The sequence below is a fragment of the Pseudohongiella sp. genome, assembly GCF_040877505.1.
Lineage (GTDB): Bacteria > Pseudomonadota > Gammaproteobacteria > Pseudomonadales > Pseudohongiellaceae > Pseudohongiella.
In genome coordinates this window covers 61,267-77,256 of record NZ_JBBDNQ010000013.1, presented here as the reverse complement: position 1 = coordinate 77,256, position 15,990 = coordinate 61,267, and the positions used below count along the sequence as shown (strand labels likewise).

12 protein-coding genes are annotated in these 15,990 nt (G+C 55.7%); 7 read left to right on the top strand and 5 right to left on the bottom strand.

The genetic code is table 11. The annotated features are described in order from the left end of the window. Positions 1-90: 90 nt before the first annotated feature. Both WD071_RS04305 and WD071_RS04300 read left to right on the top strand, forming a co-directional pair. Positions 91-843, top strand: coding sequence for a VWA domain-containing protein (locus WD071_RS04305; protein WP_368047104.1), 753 nt, complete (start codon positions 91-93; stop codon positions 841-843). An 11-nt stretch (positions 844-854) separates the two neighbouring features. Next, positions 855-1,613, top strand: a complete 759-nt coding sequence (locus WD071_RS04300; RefSeq protein ID WP_368047103.1) for a molecular chaperone DnaJ — start codon at positions 855-857, stop codon at positions 1,611-1,613. Here the strand turns inward: WD071_RS04300 and WD071_RS04295 are convergent. Further along, complete coding sequence (locus WD071_RS04295; RefSeq protein ID WP_368047102.1) at positions 1,580-2,347, bottom strand: enoyl-CoA hydratase; 768 nt, start codon at positions 2,345-2,347, stop codon at positions 1,580-1,582. The genes WD071_RS04300 and WD071_RS04295 overlap by 34 nt on opposite strands. Positions 2,348-2,646: 299 nt before the next feature. Here WD071_RS04295 and WD071_RS04290 point away from each other — a divergent pair, with 299 nt between their 5' ends. Both WD071_RS04290 and WD071_RS04285 read left to right on the top strand, forming a co-directional pair. Beyond that, complete coding sequence (locus WD071_RS04290; protein ID WP_368047101.1) at positions 2,647-2,799, top strand: class IIb bacteriocin, lactobin A/cerein 7B family; 153 nt, start codon at positions 2,647-2,649, stop codon at positions 2,797-2,799. Positions 2,800-2,812: 13 nt separating this feature from the next. Then, positions 2,813-2,980 (top strand): hypothetical protein, encoded by a 168-nt coding sequence (locus WD071_RS04285; RefSeq protein WP_368047100.1) that lies wholly within the window; start codon positions 2,813-2,815, stop codon positions 2,978-2,980. 433 nt (positions 2,981-3,413) lie between these two features. On the opposite strand, the gene WD071_RS04280 is transcribed toward WD071_RS04285, so the two are convergent. Genes WD071_RS04280 through WD071_RS04270 form a run of 3 tightly spaced genes read right to left on the bottom strand, consistent with a single transcriptional unit; the run spans position 3,414 to position 7,601 of the window. Next, the gene (locus tag WD071_RS04280; RefSeq protein WP_368047099.1) at positions 3,414-4,613 is read right to left on the bottom strand and encodes a homoserine O-acetyltransferase; all 1,200 of its coding nucleotides are present in this window, start codon (positions 4,611-4,613) and stop codon (positions 3,414-3,416) included. A gap of 26 nt (positions 4,614-4,639) precedes the next feature. Further along, positions 4,640-6,256 carry a long-chain fatty acid--CoA ligase gene (locus WD071_RS04275; protein WP_368047098.1) on the bottom strand — a complete coding sequence of 539 codons (1,617 nt, stop codon included), beginning with the start codon at positions 6,254-6,256 and terminating at the stop codon, positions 4,640-4,642. Between the two features lie 40 nt (positions 6,257-6,296). Continuing rightward, the gene (locus WD071_RS04270; protein WP_368047097.1) at positions 6,297-7,601 is read right to left on the bottom strand and encodes a GntP family permease; all 1,305 of its coding nucleotides are present in this window, start codon (positions 7,599-7,601) and stop codon (positions 6,297-6,299) included. Between the two features lie 149 nt (positions 7,602-7,750). Between WD071_RS04270 and WD071_RS04265 the strand changes: the two genes are divergently transcribed. Next, a complete protein-coding gene (locus WD071_RS04265; protein WP_368047096.1) occupies positions 7,751-10,054 on the top strand; it encodes a TonB-dependent receptor in 2,304 nt (767 codons plus the stop codon). Between the two features lie 172 nt (positions 10,055-10,226). Further along, positions 10,227-10,934, top strand: coding sequence for a response regulator (locus tag WD071_RS04260; protein ID WP_368047145.1), 708 nt, complete (start codon positions 10,227-10,229; stop codon positions 10,932-10,934). Here the strand turns inward: WD071_RS04260 and WD071_RS04255 are convergent. After that, positions 10,914-14,363 (bottom strand): PAS-domain containing protein, encoded by a 3,450-nt coding sequence (locus WD071_RS04255; RefSeq protein ID WP_368047094.1) that lies wholly within the window; start codon positions 14,361-14,363, stop codon positions 10,914-10,916. The genes WD071_RS04260 and WD071_RS04255 overlap by 21 nt on opposite strands. 83 nt (positions 14,364-14,446) lie before the next feature. On the opposite strand from WD071_RS04255, the gene WD071_RS04250 reads away from it, so the two are divergent. Then, positions 14,447-15,973: a fumarate hydratase gene (locus WD071_RS04250; protein ID WP_368047093.1), complete on the top strand. Its 1,527-nt coding sequence runs from the start codon at positions 14,447-14,449 to the stop codon at positions 15,971-15,973. The last annotated feature ends 17 nt before the right edge of the window (positions 15,974-15,990 follow it).

Here is a 15,990-nt window from a genome sequence, read left to right as displayed (position 1 = left end):
GGCCTAAGGGTAGGCCGCATTTGACTTTTGTTCAAGTTCAAAAGGTGAAATGTCACAATTAGTTCTGATTCAGCTACAATCATCGTCACTATGAAAGATATCAAAAAATTGTTCGAATCAGGCAGCAAATCCGACGAAAAGCCCGCCTCTGACGCCAAGGCGGTGGCTTCGCGGCCGGAACTGGACGCGTTTTTGCAGAAAGTCGCTGCCATGCCGCCGGTGCAGACCGGAAATGCCGCCGGTCGGCTGGTGTTTGCGCTGGATGCCACCGCGAGCCGCGAAGCCAGCTGGGATCAGGCCATGCAACTGCAGGCGGAGATGTTCAGCAGCGCGCAGTCACTGGGAGGATTGCAGGTCCAATTGTGCTACTTTCGTGGCTTTGCCGAGTTCCATGCCAGCGACTGGTATCTGGAAACCGGGCAATTGCTGCAGCAGATGACCGGCATACGTTGCCAGGCCGGGATTACCAAAATTGAGCGTTTGCTGGACCACGTTAAAGCTGAGACCCGGCGCAGCAAAGTGCATGCTGTTGTTTACATTGGCGATTGTATGGAAGAGAGCATGGATGTGCTGTGCCAGCGCGCCGGAGAGCTGGGTTTGTTGAACGTGCCTCTGTTCATGTTTCAGGAAGGATCAGAGGCGACGGCGCGACGCTGCTTTGTGGAAATGGCGCGGCTTTCCGGCGGCGCTTATTCTCCGTTTGATCACAACAGCGCTGACCAGTTGCGGGATTTGCTGAAAGCGGTAGCTGTTTATGCCAGTGGTGGCCTGAAGGCATTGCAGGATTTCAGCAAAAAAGCGCATCCGGCCGTGAAACTGCTGGGTCACCAATTGTCGCGTTGAGGGCTCCCTAATTGATTATCCTTCGTTTATTGGCGCCACTGCTGCTGGCCCTGCTTGCCTATTGGGGGTTGCGTCGTATCAGTCAGCGCTACTCGTTGACGGCGCGTCAGTTCAAATGGCTGGTGGGCATGACCGCTGCGCTCCTGGTCATCATGGTATTGATCGTGATGGGGCGTTTGCCGGCACAGGCGCTGGCAGCGCCGTTTCTGTTTTTGCTGACCTTTCTGCTGCGTAATGGCCATTGGCTGATGCGGATTCTGCCGATGTTGCGGCCAAAATACCAAACTCAGTCAACAGCATCGCGCGGTGGCTCGGCTGGCCCAGGTGTGTCATCAATCAAAACGCGCTGGCTGGCGATGGAATTGACGCACAGTACCGGTGCCATGGATGGTGAAGTGTTGTCCGGTGGTTTTGCCGGCAAGCGCCTGTCCACCTTGTCACTCGAAGATCTGCTTGGTTTGGCCAGCGAATGTCGCCAGGATCCGGATTCCATTCAATTGCTGGAAGCCTATCTGGATCGCATGTTCCCCGACTGGCAGGCGCATGCGGAAGCTGACACCTCCGAACAACCACGGCCCGGCGGCAGCGACTCGCTGATGACGGAGTCGCTGGCGCTGGAGATCCTGGGCCTGGGCAGCGACGCCTCGCGTGAAGATATCACCGCTGCCCATCGCCGCCTCATGCAGAAAATGCACCCCGATCGGGGCGGTTCGGACTACCTGGCCCAGCGCATTAATCAGGCGCGCGACTTTTTGTTGAGGAATGCCTGAAAAACGGCCTGTGCCTCTGGCGTTTGCAGCAGGCGGGCGAACTCTGTCAGTTCGGTTGTAATGATGTCATCCAGCGGCTTTGCCTGATTGCGTTTGATCAGCGCCTTGGAGGTCTGTACCGCATCCGCAGGCAGGCGGGCGAGTTCGTGTGCCTTGTTCATGGCGTGCTCAAGATACCCGGCTGCGGGCAGTACCTCATTGACGATACCGTATTCCCTGGCTTTTTGTGCCGAGAAACGCTCGCCCAGCAGGAGTAATTCGCTGGCGCGCTGATGACCGACAATCTGCTGTAACAGCAGGCTCGAACCGGCTTCCGGACACAGGCCGAGACGCGTAAACGGCAACTGCATGAATGACTCTTCCGCCGCGTAAACCAGGTCGCAGTGCAGCAGCATGGTTGTGCCGATGCCAATGGCGAGCCCGCCCACTGCAGCGATCACCGGTTTTCGGGCATGGCCGATGGCTTTCATGAACTGCACTGAAGGCCGTTCGGTGCCCGAGTCCGGCGTTTTCACAAAATCGTTGACGTCGTTGCCGCTGGTGAAGCAGTCCTCGGTGCCGCGAATAAGGATAACGTTTACATCGTCATCCTTGTCCGCTGCCACGATACCCTGTGCCAGGGCCGCATACATGGTCTGGGTGAGCGCGTTCTTCTTGTCGGGGCGATTGATCTGTAACACCAGGACACCGTGGGAGACCTGATAAATGATATGCGGATCGGGTGAGGAAATCATGATTAAGGCTCGTATTGATGGTTGGATTTGATCCCGATTGTAGAGCAAGTGCCGGGCCTTGGGTAGGGACCCTGAATGGCTTCAGTTTGTGAGCTGCCGCACATATTGGAACTGGCATAAGTTCTCTGTGCCAGAGAAGCAGGAATCCTCGATTGCATTGTGCTTAAATATTTTCAGGTCGCCAATCGCGATCCGTACGCAGGCCACTCGCCTGCTCAGGCTTGCAAGTGACGGCGCTTGCAAGAGAAAGGCTGTGTAATCGAGTCGATCATAAAAATCTGTTTCACGGAGGAATGGTTATGCAAGTGCTTGACGAAAAGGAGATTCAACAAGTTAGCGGAGGTGGGTTCTTTTTAGCGCCCGCCGTGGTTAAAGGGGTCGTTTGGGCAGCTGCTACAGTGAGCGGCACGGCTGCAGCGTATTTTGCTTATGACGTCGTTTCTGATTCTTGATCAAGGAGGAGATATGAGAGAGCTTTCAAAAGAAGAGGTCAATCTGGTGGCAGGTGGCAATCCTGTGCTAGTCATGGCTGCCTATGTGACAGTCCGATATGCGGCTCGTCAAATAGGTGCCGCTGTTGCCACGGGCGCTTTAACAGGTGCCACAGGTGCTTACCTCGAAAATAATAGCTAGTAAACAAACGGGCGGCTTTATCAGCGAATTGATCAGCCGCCTCGTTTGATATTTGACTAAAATGAATCTATTGGATCATTGTTAATGACTTTTATATTTACTCGGCGCTGCCTATCATGCGACAAAAAGCTCTCTATTCCTCAAAGAATGATGGCACTTTACGACATATCAGTTGGTTGTAACCACTGTGGATTACGTATGGAACTGTCTCTTGTAGTGCTGGTAATCAATATGGCGTTCGCCCACATCTTTGCGGCAATCACGATGCATTTCACTGGTATGGAAAAGAGTTTTTTCTATTTTTTTGTTGCAGAGTTGTGGGCATTGTTTATCTTTCTCCCGACTATTACGGCGCTATGCTTCGGCGTTGTCCGGCATGAATTTTAGGCGATTATTGGATTGACTTGAATATTGATACCTACAGGAGTTCCACTCAATCTGTACCTAAAAATTCAGATATCAGCTCAGCTTTCTGCTCCAGCATATAAACCCCGTCCAGGTGTCCCCACGGCCCCTCAATTTCTTCGTAGTGGCTTTCCTTGCCCAGCGCTTGCAGGGTGCTGTGCGCTTCACGCGCCAGGTAGGGTTGAAGTAACAGGTCATTGGTGGCGGGCAGGAACAAGGTTTTGGCGGTGACCGGGGCCAGGCCGGTGGCGAGATCTTCGGCAAAACCGGCCACGAATAACTGATTGGCGCGCACCAGATAGAGCAGGTGGTTGGCATCAGCGAATGTAGTGCGGGTTTCAGCTGCCGCATTCAATTGATTGATGACACTGAAATTTTCCCGGATGTCATGCAGTGGTGCGGTTTCCCGGGCCGAGCTGTTGGCGTAGATCTGATTAAACATCAGCGGGTGCATGGCCTGCAGTGTGACCATGCCCAGCGCCTGGCGCAGGCCGTCTGTGGGCGCATCGCCATCGTAGTAGTTGCCATCGCTCCAGTTCGGGTCGGCGATAATCGGGTTGGCCCACTGCTGCAGGGTGGCGATGGTCCAGGGATCTGCAGCGCCGGCGCCGATCACGGAAATCACGCGCTCGACAAAGTCCGGATAGGCCGTGGCCCAGTCCAGTGCCTGCAGTGAGCCCATGGACGCACCAACAACCGCGTGCAGTTTCTCCACGTCAAGACTGTCAAGCAGGGCTTTCTGTACGTTAACAAAGTCCCGGATGGTCACCACCGGGAAATCCAGTGCGTAAGGCTCGCCTGTAGCCGGATTGATGGTCGCCGGACCGGTAGTGGTCACCATCGGGTTGTGCGGCTCCTGATTGACCAGCGTATCAGAACTGATGACGTAATAACGGTTGGTGTCGATTGCCTTGCCGGGGCCAATGATCGCGTCCCAGTAGCCAGGCAGCGCATCTGTTGCAGTGTACCGTCCGGCCGCGTGACTGTTGCCGGAGAAAAAATGCGTGATCAGAATGACATTGTCTCTGGTGTCGTTAAGCTCGCCATATGCCTCCCAGCCGACATTGACTTCTGCTATCTGCTGGCCGTTGTAAGTAGTAAAGTTGTGCGTGGTGAAAACCTGTTTTTCGACCAGGCCATCCGGGTTCTGCGCCAGCGAGAACGAGGTGCATGCACTGAACATCAATGCCAGCAGGGTCGGGGCGACGAATTTTTTAAGACTCAGCATGATCTTTTTCCTTTTTTTAACAATATTCACGCCAGTACATTGCCGTAGCGTTCACGCAGTTCGTTTTTTAACACCTTGCCAGTTCCTGTTCTGGGCAGCTCGGCTACAAAAATGGTCTGATCCGGGGTCCACCAGCGTGCGATCTTGCCATCAAGAAAGCCCACGATATCCTGGTGCGAGACGCTGGCACCTTTGTTGACCACCACTACCAGCACCGGGCGTTCATCCCATTTTGGATGTCTGGCTCCGATCACTGAGCACTCGTTTACTGACGGGTGCTGACTGACAATATTCTCGATCTCCAGCGAACTGATCCACTCACCACCACTTTTGATGACATCTTTTTTGCGGTCAACCACACGCAAGATGCCGGCAGGGTCGATCACCGCGATATCACCGGTGGCCAGCCAGCCGTCCGGGAACGCGCTGAGATCTTCGTTCCTGTAATACTGAGAACTGATCCAGGGCCCGCGCACGCGCAATTCGCCCGTTGCTTCACCATCATGGCAGACGCGCTGATCATCGGCATCAAACAGCGCCATCTCGACGCCGAATGCTGCGCGCCCGGCGGAAATTTGCAACTGGTATCGTTCCGGCAAAGGCAGCGCCATGATGTCCGGTGTCGCTGGCAGTGAGGTTGCCAGGGGCCCGGTTTCAGTCATGCCCCAGATGGGTTGCCAGTAGATACCATAACGCTCCTGATACAGTTTGACCATGCCCAGGGGCGAGGCGGCGCCGCCGACACAAACCCGTTGCAGGGTCGTGTTGTTCAATTTCTGTTCGGCCCAGTAATTGTGCAATGTCAGCCAGATGGTGGGGACACCCAGGCCGACGGTGACGCCCTCCTTATTGATAAGCGCTGACATGCTGGCGCCATCCATGCCCGCGCCGGGTAACACCAGTTTGCAACCGGCCAGTGGCGCTGCGTAAGGTGCACCCCAGGCACCAGCATGATACATCGCCACCATGGGCAGCAGGACAGTGTCGGGGTTCAGGTCCAGCAGTTCACGGGAAGCCGTTGCCTGTGCATGCAGTACCATGGCCCGGTGGGAATACAGCACGCCTTTGGGGTTGCCGGTCGTGCCGGAGGTATAACACAGTGCGGCAGCGCTGTTTTCATCAAAACGAGGCCAGTCATAGTCAGTTGGCTGTGATGCCAGCAACTCTTCGAAACAATAAAGTGGTGCGAGCGAGGTTTCTGGCATATGCGCCCGGTCCGTCATGACGATAAACCCTTTTACGCTGGTCAATTTGTCCTGCAGTGGCTCCAGCAGTTCGACAAAAGACAGATCAACAAACACATACTGATCCTCAGCATGGTTGATGATGTATTCAAGCTGTTCACTGAACAGACGGGGGTTGACGGTATGCAAAACCGCACCGATACCAGAGACAGCGTAATACAGTTCCATGTGGCGGTGGGTATTCCAGGCCAGGGTAGCGACGCAATCGCCGGATTTGATTTCGAGTGCGTGCAATGCATGTGCAAGCTGGTTGCTGCGTTGCCATATTTGAGCGTAAGTACTGCGGTGTATGTCGCCTTCGAGACGTTGTGAAACAACTTCCTGCGACGGATGACGGTTGCGGGCGTGGCGCAGCAGGTCAATGATCAATAACTGTGTGTCCATCATGTTGCCGAGCATTTACATCTCCTGCGGGAATTCATGTTGTGGGTATATCGGTTCAGAATAAAGTGAACAGTAACAGTGCCAGGGCAAGGCCCATCAGCGGCACGATCACGGTCACCGCGCCGACTGCCCAATAGGCATCCTTGTGCGATTCATTGCAGATGCCGCGAATCGTGGTGACTACATAGCCGTTGTGTGGCAGAGAATCCAGCGCCCCGGATGAGATGGCCACCACCCGGTGCAGTTGTTCGGGGTTGACGCCCATATCCAGATAATGCGGTGCCACGGCGGGCAGGGCGATGACCTGGCCGCCCGACGCTGATCCGGTCAAACCGGCGATCGCACTGACGGCGATTGCCGCGCCGACCAGTTCGTTGCCGGGCAGCGATGTCACTGCCAGTACGGCGATATCAAAAGCCGGAGTGACGCGTGCAACGCCACCGAATCCGACCACAGCGGCGGTGTTGCCGATGGCAATCAATGCGCCGGTGGTTGCATGTCCCAGCGCCACCTGGATGTCGGAAAAGAAACGCCAGTTGATGGCCATCAATGTCAGTACGCCGCCAAGCAGGGCTACAATAAGTGCGTTTTGTTGCAGCGTGTCATGATAAAAAAACGAAAGTCCCAGAACGACTATCAAGGGAAGCATGCCTGTTACCGGATGAGGCAAGTGACGCTCCTGCAGCTGCGGGTCGTTGGCGCGAACCTGGAAGCTTTCGCCACGATTGACGGCGGCGCCAATGATGCGCTGTAGCCACCAGTAGCCGAACACCGCCATGAAGATGGCAACAATCAGACTGACTTCCCAGGCGGCGTAAGGCGTGGTGCCCAGATACTCCATCGGGATCCAGTTCTGGATTTCCGGCGAACCCGCCGAGGTCATGGTGAACGTCACGGAGCCAAACGCCAGTGCCGCCGGTATAAACCGGCGCGGCAGGTTTGCTTCCTTGAACAGACTCAGGGCCATGGGGTAAACCGCAAAGGCCACTACAAACAGACTGACGCCGCCGTAGGTCAACACCGCGCAGGCGATGACTACTGCAAGCACCGCGCGTTGTTTGCCCAGTTTACCGGTAATCCAGCCGGCGACACTGTCGGCTGCGCCGGTGTCCTCCATGAATTTTCCGAAGATTGACCCCAGCAGAAACATGAAGAACCAGGAGGCGATAAAACCGGTGAAACCGGACATGTAACTCTGAACAAAGTTCTGCTCAGCCAGAAAGATCGGAATGCCGCTGGTCAGAGCCACGATGAGGGCGCAGATGGGGGCGCTGATGAAGAGGTTCCAGCCGCGCAATGTCAGCACTATGAGTAATGCCAGGCCGCCTACCAGGCCCACTAAACTGACTACATCTGACATGACATCCCCTTTGATTCGTTATTTTAGGTGGGGGCTATTGTTCATGAATGCTGCGATGCAACCCATAGTACTATGGTACAGGTCACAACAGGACGCAGTTGGAGTATGGTGGCGGCCGAGTCATAAAAATTCCAAGGGGAGCTCGTCCAATGAAACACACACAATTCAAACGTTCAGCCTGCGCAATGGCAGTGACGGCAGCCATGGGTGGTTTTGCACTCCCCGCGCTGGCACAGGAATCAACACAGGAAGAGCGGCAGCCGGAAGGCCGCATTCTGGAAAGCATCGAAGTCACCGCGCGTCGCACCGTCGAGAACATGCAGCAGGTGCCGCTGGCAGTGACCTCCCTTGGCGCGGACGAAATCTCCGACCGCGGCCTGGAAACCATTCTCGAAGTACAGCAGTTTTCACCCAACACCACGCTGCAGGAAAGCCGGGCGACCAATTCCACGCTGACCGCATTCATCCGCGGCGTGGGTCAGGAAGACCCGCTGTGGGGCTACGAATCGGGTGTGGGCATTTATATTGATGATGTTTACATTGCCCGTCCACAAGGCGCCGTGCTGGATATTCTTAATGTGCAGCGTGTTGAAGTGCTGCGCGGGCCGCAAGGTACTTTGTACGGCAAGAACACTGTCGGCGGTGCGCTTAAGTATGTCACCCAGCGCATGACCGGTGAGTCTGAGCTGGCCACCACGGTGACGGGCGGTACGCACGGTCAGCGTGATCTCAAGCTGGTGGGACAGGTGCCGGTAACAGATAATTTTTATCTGGGTTTTGGTTATGCCAATCTGAACCGCGATGGTTTTGGCAAATTCCTGATCAGCGACCTGCCGGGTCAGGATGTGGAAAACTACAACAAAGACCTGCAGGCTTACAGAATCACTGCGGAATACACCCCAACGGATAATGTATTTGTGCAGTTTGGTTACGACAAAACCGAAGACACCTCTAACTCCAAAGGTGGCTACCGTCTGTTGCCAAGTCTGCTGACTGATGAGGCGCCGGTGCCAGACAGCATCTATGACTCCTACACCAGCCTGCCTACCAGCAACAAGGTGGAAACCGAGGGCATGAACCTGACTGTGCAGTGGGATGTCAATAACTCGACGACACTAAAGTCGATTACCTCGCAGCGTGAAAACTACTCACCGGTAAACATCGATTTCGACAATACGCCGCTGCGCATTTTCGATGTGCCCGCGATCTATGAAGACGAATGGTTTACTCAGGAATTCCAGCTCAACTACCGTGCTGATAATTTCAACGTCGTTTCGGGCCTGTACTACTTTGATTCAGAGTCGTGTGGCGTATTTGACGCGATTCTCGAAGAGCTGGGTCAGTCGCTGGGCGCGCCGGGCCTGACGCGTGAGGTGTCAGGTTGCAGCAACAGCAAAAGCACGGCGGTCTACGCCGATGGTACCTATCGCTTTAATGATCAGTGGAGCGTCAGTGGTGGTATCCGCTACACCAAGGACGACAAGGAATCCGTGGTGCGCAATGGTTTGATTTTCGATACGGTATATCCGGAGTCGGGCTGGGTGCCGGGTTATACCCGCGGTGCTTCTGTGGGTACGCCGGTGGTGCTGGATGACAGCGCTGACTGGTCGAAAGTGACACCGCGTGTCAGTGTGGAATATCAGGCAAATGCGGATACCATGATCTATGCCAGCTACAGTGAAGGTTTTAAGTCCGGTACCTTCAACCCCCGGGCCACCACTGCGGAACCTGCGGCCAATCCGGAAGATGTGGAGTCCTATGAGATTGGGGTCAAGACTGATCTGACTTCCACATTCCGACTGAACGCTGCGGCCTTTATGCTGGATCACAAAAACCGTCAGTACATATCCGTCATTCCTGATCCGGACGATAATGCGGCGCTGAACCAGCGCCTGGGCAATGTCGGTCAGTCTGAAGCCAAGGGTCTGGAATTCGAATTTACCTGGCTCGCAGGAGACAACCTGAGCCTGTTTGGTAACGTGGGCTTGATTGATGCGGACTTCAGTAACGTTTTCAGTTTTGACGCTGACCTGAACCGGATCGATATCACCGATGACTTTGTTATCACCAATACCCCGGAGCAGACCGTCAACCTCGGTTTCAACTATGACATGCCAGTGTCTACTGGTGACATCGTGTTCACTGGCAACTACAGTTACCGCAGCGAATACAGCCTGACCGAGCTGGGCAACGTGCTGGAGCAGGACGGTTACGGCCTGATCAATCTGGGTGTCAGCTGGACCAGCACCGATGGCAAGATGTCGCTGGGTCTGCACGGCAAAAACCTGACCGATGAAGAGTTCCTGGTTGGTAACTATGCCTTCCTGGGTGCGGCGGATCCGTCGCTGCCCAATGGCTACGCGCCAGGACTGGGTGGTGATACCACGTTGATCGGTTACTACGGTGCACCGCGCACCATCAGTCTGTCACTGGGTTATCGTTTTGGCCGGTAATCGAGCCCGCAGATAAAAAATTGGGCAACTGCCCTCAGGAGCAGTAAACGTTTGGTCGAAGGATTTCCTCTCCATGACCTTGTGCCACCATCACTGTTGTGATGGTGGCATTTTTTATTGGCTTGTATTAGGTTTAGATCCCATGCCCTCTCAATCGGAAGCCAGCATCACCATGATCCAAAGATCCACTCCAGCCGACAGCGAGATACCCGCCAAGGTAATCATTGCCGATGATCACCCCTTGTTTCGAGCAGCACTTGGGCATGCGCTGGCGGCGACGCTGAAAGGCGAGGTGCTGGAGGCGGAAAGTTTTGCTGCCTTGCAGAACCTGTTGCTGCAACATCCACAGATTGAGCTGGTATTTCTGGACCTCAATATGCCGGGTAATCAGGGCCTGACCGGATTGACCGCCATTCGTAACCAGTTTCCCGATGTACTGGTGGTCATTGTGTCTGCCAACGAACAGCTGGATGTGGTCGAGCGTGCCATGAGTTTCGGGGCCAGCGCGTATGTCCCCAAGTCAGCCCCCATGCCTGATATTGTCAGTGCTGTGGAAACGGTGCTGGGCGGCGACAACTGGTTGCCCGCTCACTTGCAGAGTTCCGTATTGGCCGAGAAGAATTCCCTGCATCAGGAGTTTGCCCGCAAGTTGGGGCAACTGACGCCTCAACAGTTCAAGGTGCTGCGCTGTATTGCCGATGGTTTGCTCAACAAGCAGATCGCCTACGAACTGGATGTTCAGGAGACCACCATAAAGCAGCATGTGTCTGCCATTTTGCGTAAACTGGGTGTCATCAACAGAACGCAGGCCGGTGTGCTTTTTCATGACATGCTGCGTGCGGATGATGAAGAGGCTTTGTCAGAACCCGATTCCCTTTAGCAGACGTTTCAGGGCCGCCTGCTTGACTGGTTTGGGCAGGAAATGTGCGCCGACTTCCACGACCTGTTCCCGAATGGTCTCGTTCGGGTCTGCGGTGCTCAGGATGGCTGGTATGTCACGGGCCCAGTGCGCTCTTATTTGCTCGATGGCATCGGTGCCTACCTGCTGGTCAGTCAGGTGATAGTCGATCAGTAACAGATCGGGGCGTCGGTCAAGTTGCAGCGCTTCCCTGATGGTGCCACAGGCGGAGACGTATGCACCCCATTCTCGCAGCAGTGATGATAATGCATCACGAATGGCGGGGTCATCGTCGAGCAGCAGCACGTGTGTGTTCTCCGGCAGTGCCCATTGCGAGCTGTCGCTCAATTGTCGCGTTCTGCTCAGGGCCGGGCTGTGCCAGCTGCTGACCGGCAGTGTCAGGGCGAAGCAGGTGCCACGGTTCAGGTGGGACTCCAGGCGGATGGGTATGTTCAACAGCCTGCACATGCGATCCACAATGGCCAGCCCCAGACCCAGTCCCGGGTTGTGATCATGTTGATCGAGTTGCTTGAACTCCATAAATATTTCATTAAATTTTTCAGGTGGAATACCGCGCCCGGTATCCCAGACCTGCAACTCGATGCGGTTGTCCGGCTTTCGCCTGATACCACACAGGATCTTGCCATGCTGGGTATAACGGACAGCATTGCTTAACAGGTTCTGCAGAATACGTTGTAGAATTTTCTGATCGGTATGCACCACCACCTGAGTCGGGCGAATGCTGAACTCAAGCCCTTTCTCCTGTGCCAGTAAAACAAAAGACGCGTTCAGCGGGGCGAGAATATCCCACAGCGGAACATCTTTTCTGTAAGGCTGCAGTTTGCCCGATTCCAGTTTGGTCATTTCCAGCAGCATGGTCAGCAGCTCCTCAGCATTCTGCAAGGATTGCTGAATCTGCATGGCGAGATTGATGTCATCATGTTTAAGTCGTTTTAGTAACATCTCACAGAACAGGCTGGCGGCATTGAGCGGTTGCATCAGGTCGTGACCGGCTGCCGCAAAAAATTTGGATTTGCTTTGGTGTGCATGTTCGGCAGTCTGTTTGGCGACCGACAATGCTTCGGTTCGCTCTGCTACCCGCAGCTCCAGTTCAGCGTTGATCTGCTGCAGTTCGTTCTGGGTTGTCACCAGTTCGGTGATGTCGGTGTAGGTCGTCACGAAACCACCATCGGGCATCGGGTTGCCTTGCAGTTCGATCACCTGGCCGGAGGGTTGTCGGCGCTGGTATCGGTAGCGGCTGCCACTGCGCAGATAGGACAGACGCTTTTTGACTTCGTCCTCCACATCCGAGTCGGGGTGTCCGAACAGACCGCGTCTGGCATTGAAGCGCAGGATCTCTTCTACCGCCACACCTGCGCGGATCAATCCTTCCGGGTATTCAAAGATTTCCAGGTAACGCCGGTTCCAGGCGACCAGTCTGAGTTCCTTGTCGATGACGCTGATACCCTGCGGTATGTTTTCGACCGAGGATTGCAACAGCTCACGGTTAAAGCGGTAGAGCTGCGATGCTTCGGATGCCCAATCCACGACTTCTTCGACCGCAACGGGAGATTGCCGGGCAAGGCTGCCGATCAGCAACCTGCTCGCCGAGCTGCCGATGGCGCCTGCCAGCTCCCGTTCCAGCCGAATCAGCAACATGGGGTGCACCAGACGCTGCTCGGGTACGTCGGCGATGCTCAGTCCCAGGCGCCGGTTCAGACCTTCGGCATCTTTCGGATCCATGAAGCGTGATAGCACCGAGCGCAACCGTCCCCAGGTAACCTGTTGTGCAGGGCTGTTTGTTTGGTCAAGGCCGTTTATATGCTCAAGGCTGTTTATACGCTCAAGGCTGCCGGCATGCTCATGGCCGATGGCAAAGGCCTTGTGCTTCGGCCGCGCAAACCTCAGCCCCTGTTGCTGATCGGCCGATGTCTGCCGGGAAAGCAGGGACACCAGCACGTAGATCAGAACATTGGCGCCCAGACTCAATATGACGCCGTCGCTGATGGCTTTGTCGGTCAGTGGCTGTGTCGGATTTAGCGAGGGCAGCAAGAGCAGGGCGGCCCAGACCGTCGTGCCGACCAGCAGGCCGGCGCTGGCCCCGGCCCGGTTGGCTTTGACCCATAACAAGCCGCCGAACATCGATGGCGCCAGTTGCGATAACAAAGCCATGGCAATCAGGCCGTTGCTCACCAGTGGCAGTCCGCCTTCAGTCAATTTGTGGTACACGTAGGCGAGGATAACAATGACTACCATGGTCAGACGGCGTGTGAGCAGCACGCCTTGCGGTGTCAGGTCCGAGATCAGGTTGCCGCCGCGTCGCACGCGCAGCCACAGCGGGGTAATCACGTCGTTGGACATCATGATGCCCAGCGCCAGCGTTGCCATGATGACCATGCTGGTAGACGTAGACAGGCCGCCGATAAAAGCGATCAGGCTGATGTCAGGCCTGTCGGCCAGGATTGGTAAGGTCAGCAGAAACGTGTCAGTCATGCGTGCATCCGGCGCCAGAATGACACCCGCCAGGGCGATGGGCAGGATGAAAAAGTTGATGGCAAACAGGTACAGCGGGAATGCCCAGCGCGCTTTTTTAAGTTCCTCGGGGCTGGTGTTCTCAATGAAATTGACCTGAAACTGTCTGGGCAGCACGAACATCGCCAATGCGCCCAGCAGCATGTGTGTGGCATAGATGTATACCCCATTGGTTTCGGGTTCCAGCATGGCGCGGGCCTGCTCACTGGCAGCAGCCGACAGGATCAGGTCGTTAACGCCATCAAATAGCTGGTAGGTAACAAAAAGGCCAACAACACAAAAAGCGATCAGTTTGACAATGGATTCAAAGGCGACAACATCCATCAATCCCGGGTGTTGTTCCGCCAGGCTCAGACGGCGGGCGCCAAACAGGATGGAAAAACCGATCATGGCCAGGCCGACCGCAGCGGCCAGATCCAGAAACCAGGGCGCGGCACTGGCTTCCATGCCCGTAACGGCGGCAAAACTGGCCGCAACGGCGCGCAGTTGCAAAGAAATGTAGGGCACCAGCGCAATCAGGCAGATGATGGCTACAAAGGCTGCCAGCCAGTGTGACTTGCCATAGCGCGAGCCGATCAGGTCCGCAATTGAGGTCAGGTTCTGTTCTTTGACCAGATTCAGCATTTTCATCTGGAACTGGTGGGCAAACAGAAAGATACAGATTCCACCCAGATACGTCGGCGCAAACCACCAGCCGTACTGCGCAGCCTGGGTTACCGTGCCGTAGAATGCCCAGGTGGTGCAGTGAACGCCCAGCGCCAGCGTGTAGCGCCAGGGACGAGGCCCCGCCCGGGTGCTGCGCTCGCCACGCGAAGCAATGGTGAACAACAGTGCCAGGTAGGTAAATGCAGCGATCAGGACCAGAGAAATGGGTAACATGCGTTGTATCAGGGCCTCAAGCAGGAGCCTTTATGGTAGAATTTATGCCGTTTTTGTCCTTCAAGCCAGTCGGGAACCCGTAAATGACAGTCATCAAACAAGACGATTTGATTCAGAGTGTAGCTGATGCGTTGCAGTACATCTCCTATTATCACCCGCTGGATTTCATTCAGGCGGTCAACGAAGCCTACGAGCGCGAGGAGTCCCAGGCGGCCAAAGATGCCATGGCGCAAATTCTGATCAACTCAAGGCTGTGCGCCGAAGGCAAGCGTCCGATCTGCCAGGATACCGGTATTGTCACGGTTTTTGTCAAAATCGGCATGAATGTGCAATGGGATGCCAGCATGAGTGTGGCGGACATGATCAACGAAGGCGTGCGTCAGGCCTACCTGCATCCCGACAACGTGCTGCGTGCATCCATTCTGGCGGATCCGGCGGGCGCGCGCAGAAATACCAAAGACAACACGCCAGCCGTGATTCATATGGAAGTGGTACCCGGCGATGAACTGGACGTGACCGTGGCAGCCAAAGGTGGTGGTTCCGAGAACAAATCCAAAATGGCCATGCTCAACCCCAGCGACAGCATTGTCGACTGGGTGCTTAAAACGGTTCCGACCATGGGCGCCGGCTGGTGCCCGCCGGGAATGCTCGGCATCGGTATAGGTGGCACGGCGGAAAAAGCGGCAGTGATGGCAAAAGAGTCACTGATGGACCCCATCGACATTCATGAGCTGCGCGCCCGGGGCCCGCAGAATCGCGTGGAAGAGCTGCGTCTGGAAATCATGGACAAAGTCAATGCACTGGGCATTGGTGCTCAGGGGCTGGGCGGTCTGACCACGGTGCTGGATATCAAGATCAAGGATTACCCGACGCACGCGGCATCATTGCCGGTGGCGATGATCCCGAACTGCGCCGCTACCCGCCACGCGCACTTTGTGCTCAAGGGCGATGGTCCGGCACATCTGACACCGCCGAAACTGGAAGACTGGCCGCAGATTACCTGGGATGCTGGCCCCACTGCGCGCCGCGTGAATCTGGATACTGTGACACAGGCCGACATCGAGAGCTGGAAACCGGGTGAAACGCTGCTGTTGTCTGGCAAGATGCTGACCGGTCGCGATGCGGCTCATAAGCGCATGGTGGAAATGTTCAATCGTGGTGAGTCCCTGCCGGCAGGTGTCGACCTGAAAGGCAAATTCATTTACTACGTGGGGCCGGTTGATGCCGTGCGTGATGAAGTGATTGGTCCGGCCGGGCCTACAACGGCTACCCGCATGGACAAGTTCACCGAAACCATTCTGGCCAAGACCGGCCTGCTGGGCATGATCGGCAAGGCGGAGCGGGGACAGGTCGCGATTGACGCCATTCAGAAGCACAAGGCGGTGTACTTGATGGCCGTCGGCGGTGCTGCCTACCTGGTATCAAAAGCCATCCGCAATTCCAGAATAGTGGCGTTTGAGGATCTGGGCATGGAGGCTATCCACGAGTTTGTGGTGGAGGATATGCCGGTGACTGTGGCTGTTGACGTCAACGGCACCTCGGTGCACCGTACCGGCCCGGCAGAATGGCAAGCCCGCATCGCTGAGGCGCAGCCCGTTACCGTGACGTAGTATTTAAACCGACGGGT

What these genes read in the sequence shown, in the direction of transcription:
- WD071_RS04295 (WP_368047102.1), bottom strand. Translation starts at nt 2,347, where the DNA reads ATGATTTCCTCACCCGATCCGCATATCATTTATCAGGTCTCCCACGGT.
- WD071_RS04250 (WP_368047093.1), top strand. Translation starts at nt 14,447, where the DNA reads ATGACAGTCATCAAACAAGACGATTTGATTCAGAGTGTAGCTGATGCG.
- WD071_RS04290 (WP_368047101.1), top strand. Translation starts at nt 2,647, where the DNA reads ATGCAAGTGCTTGACGAAAAGGAGATTCAACAAGTTAGCGGAGGTGGG.
- WD071_RS04275 (WP_368047098.1), bottom strand. Translation starts at nt 6,256, where the DNA reads ATGCTCGGCAACATGATGGACACACAGTTATTGATCATTGACCTGCTG.
- WD071_RS04280 (WP_368047099.1), bottom strand. Translation starts at nt 4,613, where the DNA reads ATGCTGAGTCTTAAAAAATTCGTCGCCCCGACCCTGCTGGCATTGATG.
- WD071_RS04265 (WP_368047096.1), top strand. Translation starts at nt 7,751, where the DNA reads ATGAAACACACACAATTCAAACGTTCAGCCTGCGCAATGGCAGTGACG.
- WD071_RS04285 (WP_368047100.1), top strand. Translation starts at nt 2,813, where the DNA reads ATGAGAGAGCTTTCAAAAGAAGAGGTCAATCTGGTGGCAGGTGGCAAT.
- WD071_RS04260 (WP_368047145.1), top strand. Translation starts at nt 10,227, where the DNA reads ATGATCCAAAGATCCACTCCAGCCGACAGCGAGATACCCGCCAAGGTA.
- WD071_RS04255 (WP_368047094.1), bottom strand. Translation starts at nt 14,363, where the DNA reads ATGTTACCCATTTCTCTGGTCCTGATCGCTGCATTTACCTACCTGGCA.
- WD071_RS04305 (WP_368047104.1), top strand. Translation starts at nt 91, where the DNA reads ATGAAAGATATCAAAAAATTGTTCGAATCAGGCAGCAAATCCGACGAA.
- WD071_RS04270 (WP_368047097.1), bottom strand. Translation starts at nt 7,601, where the DNA reads ATGTCAGATGTAGTCAGTTTAGTGGGCCTGGTAGGCGGCCTGGCATTA.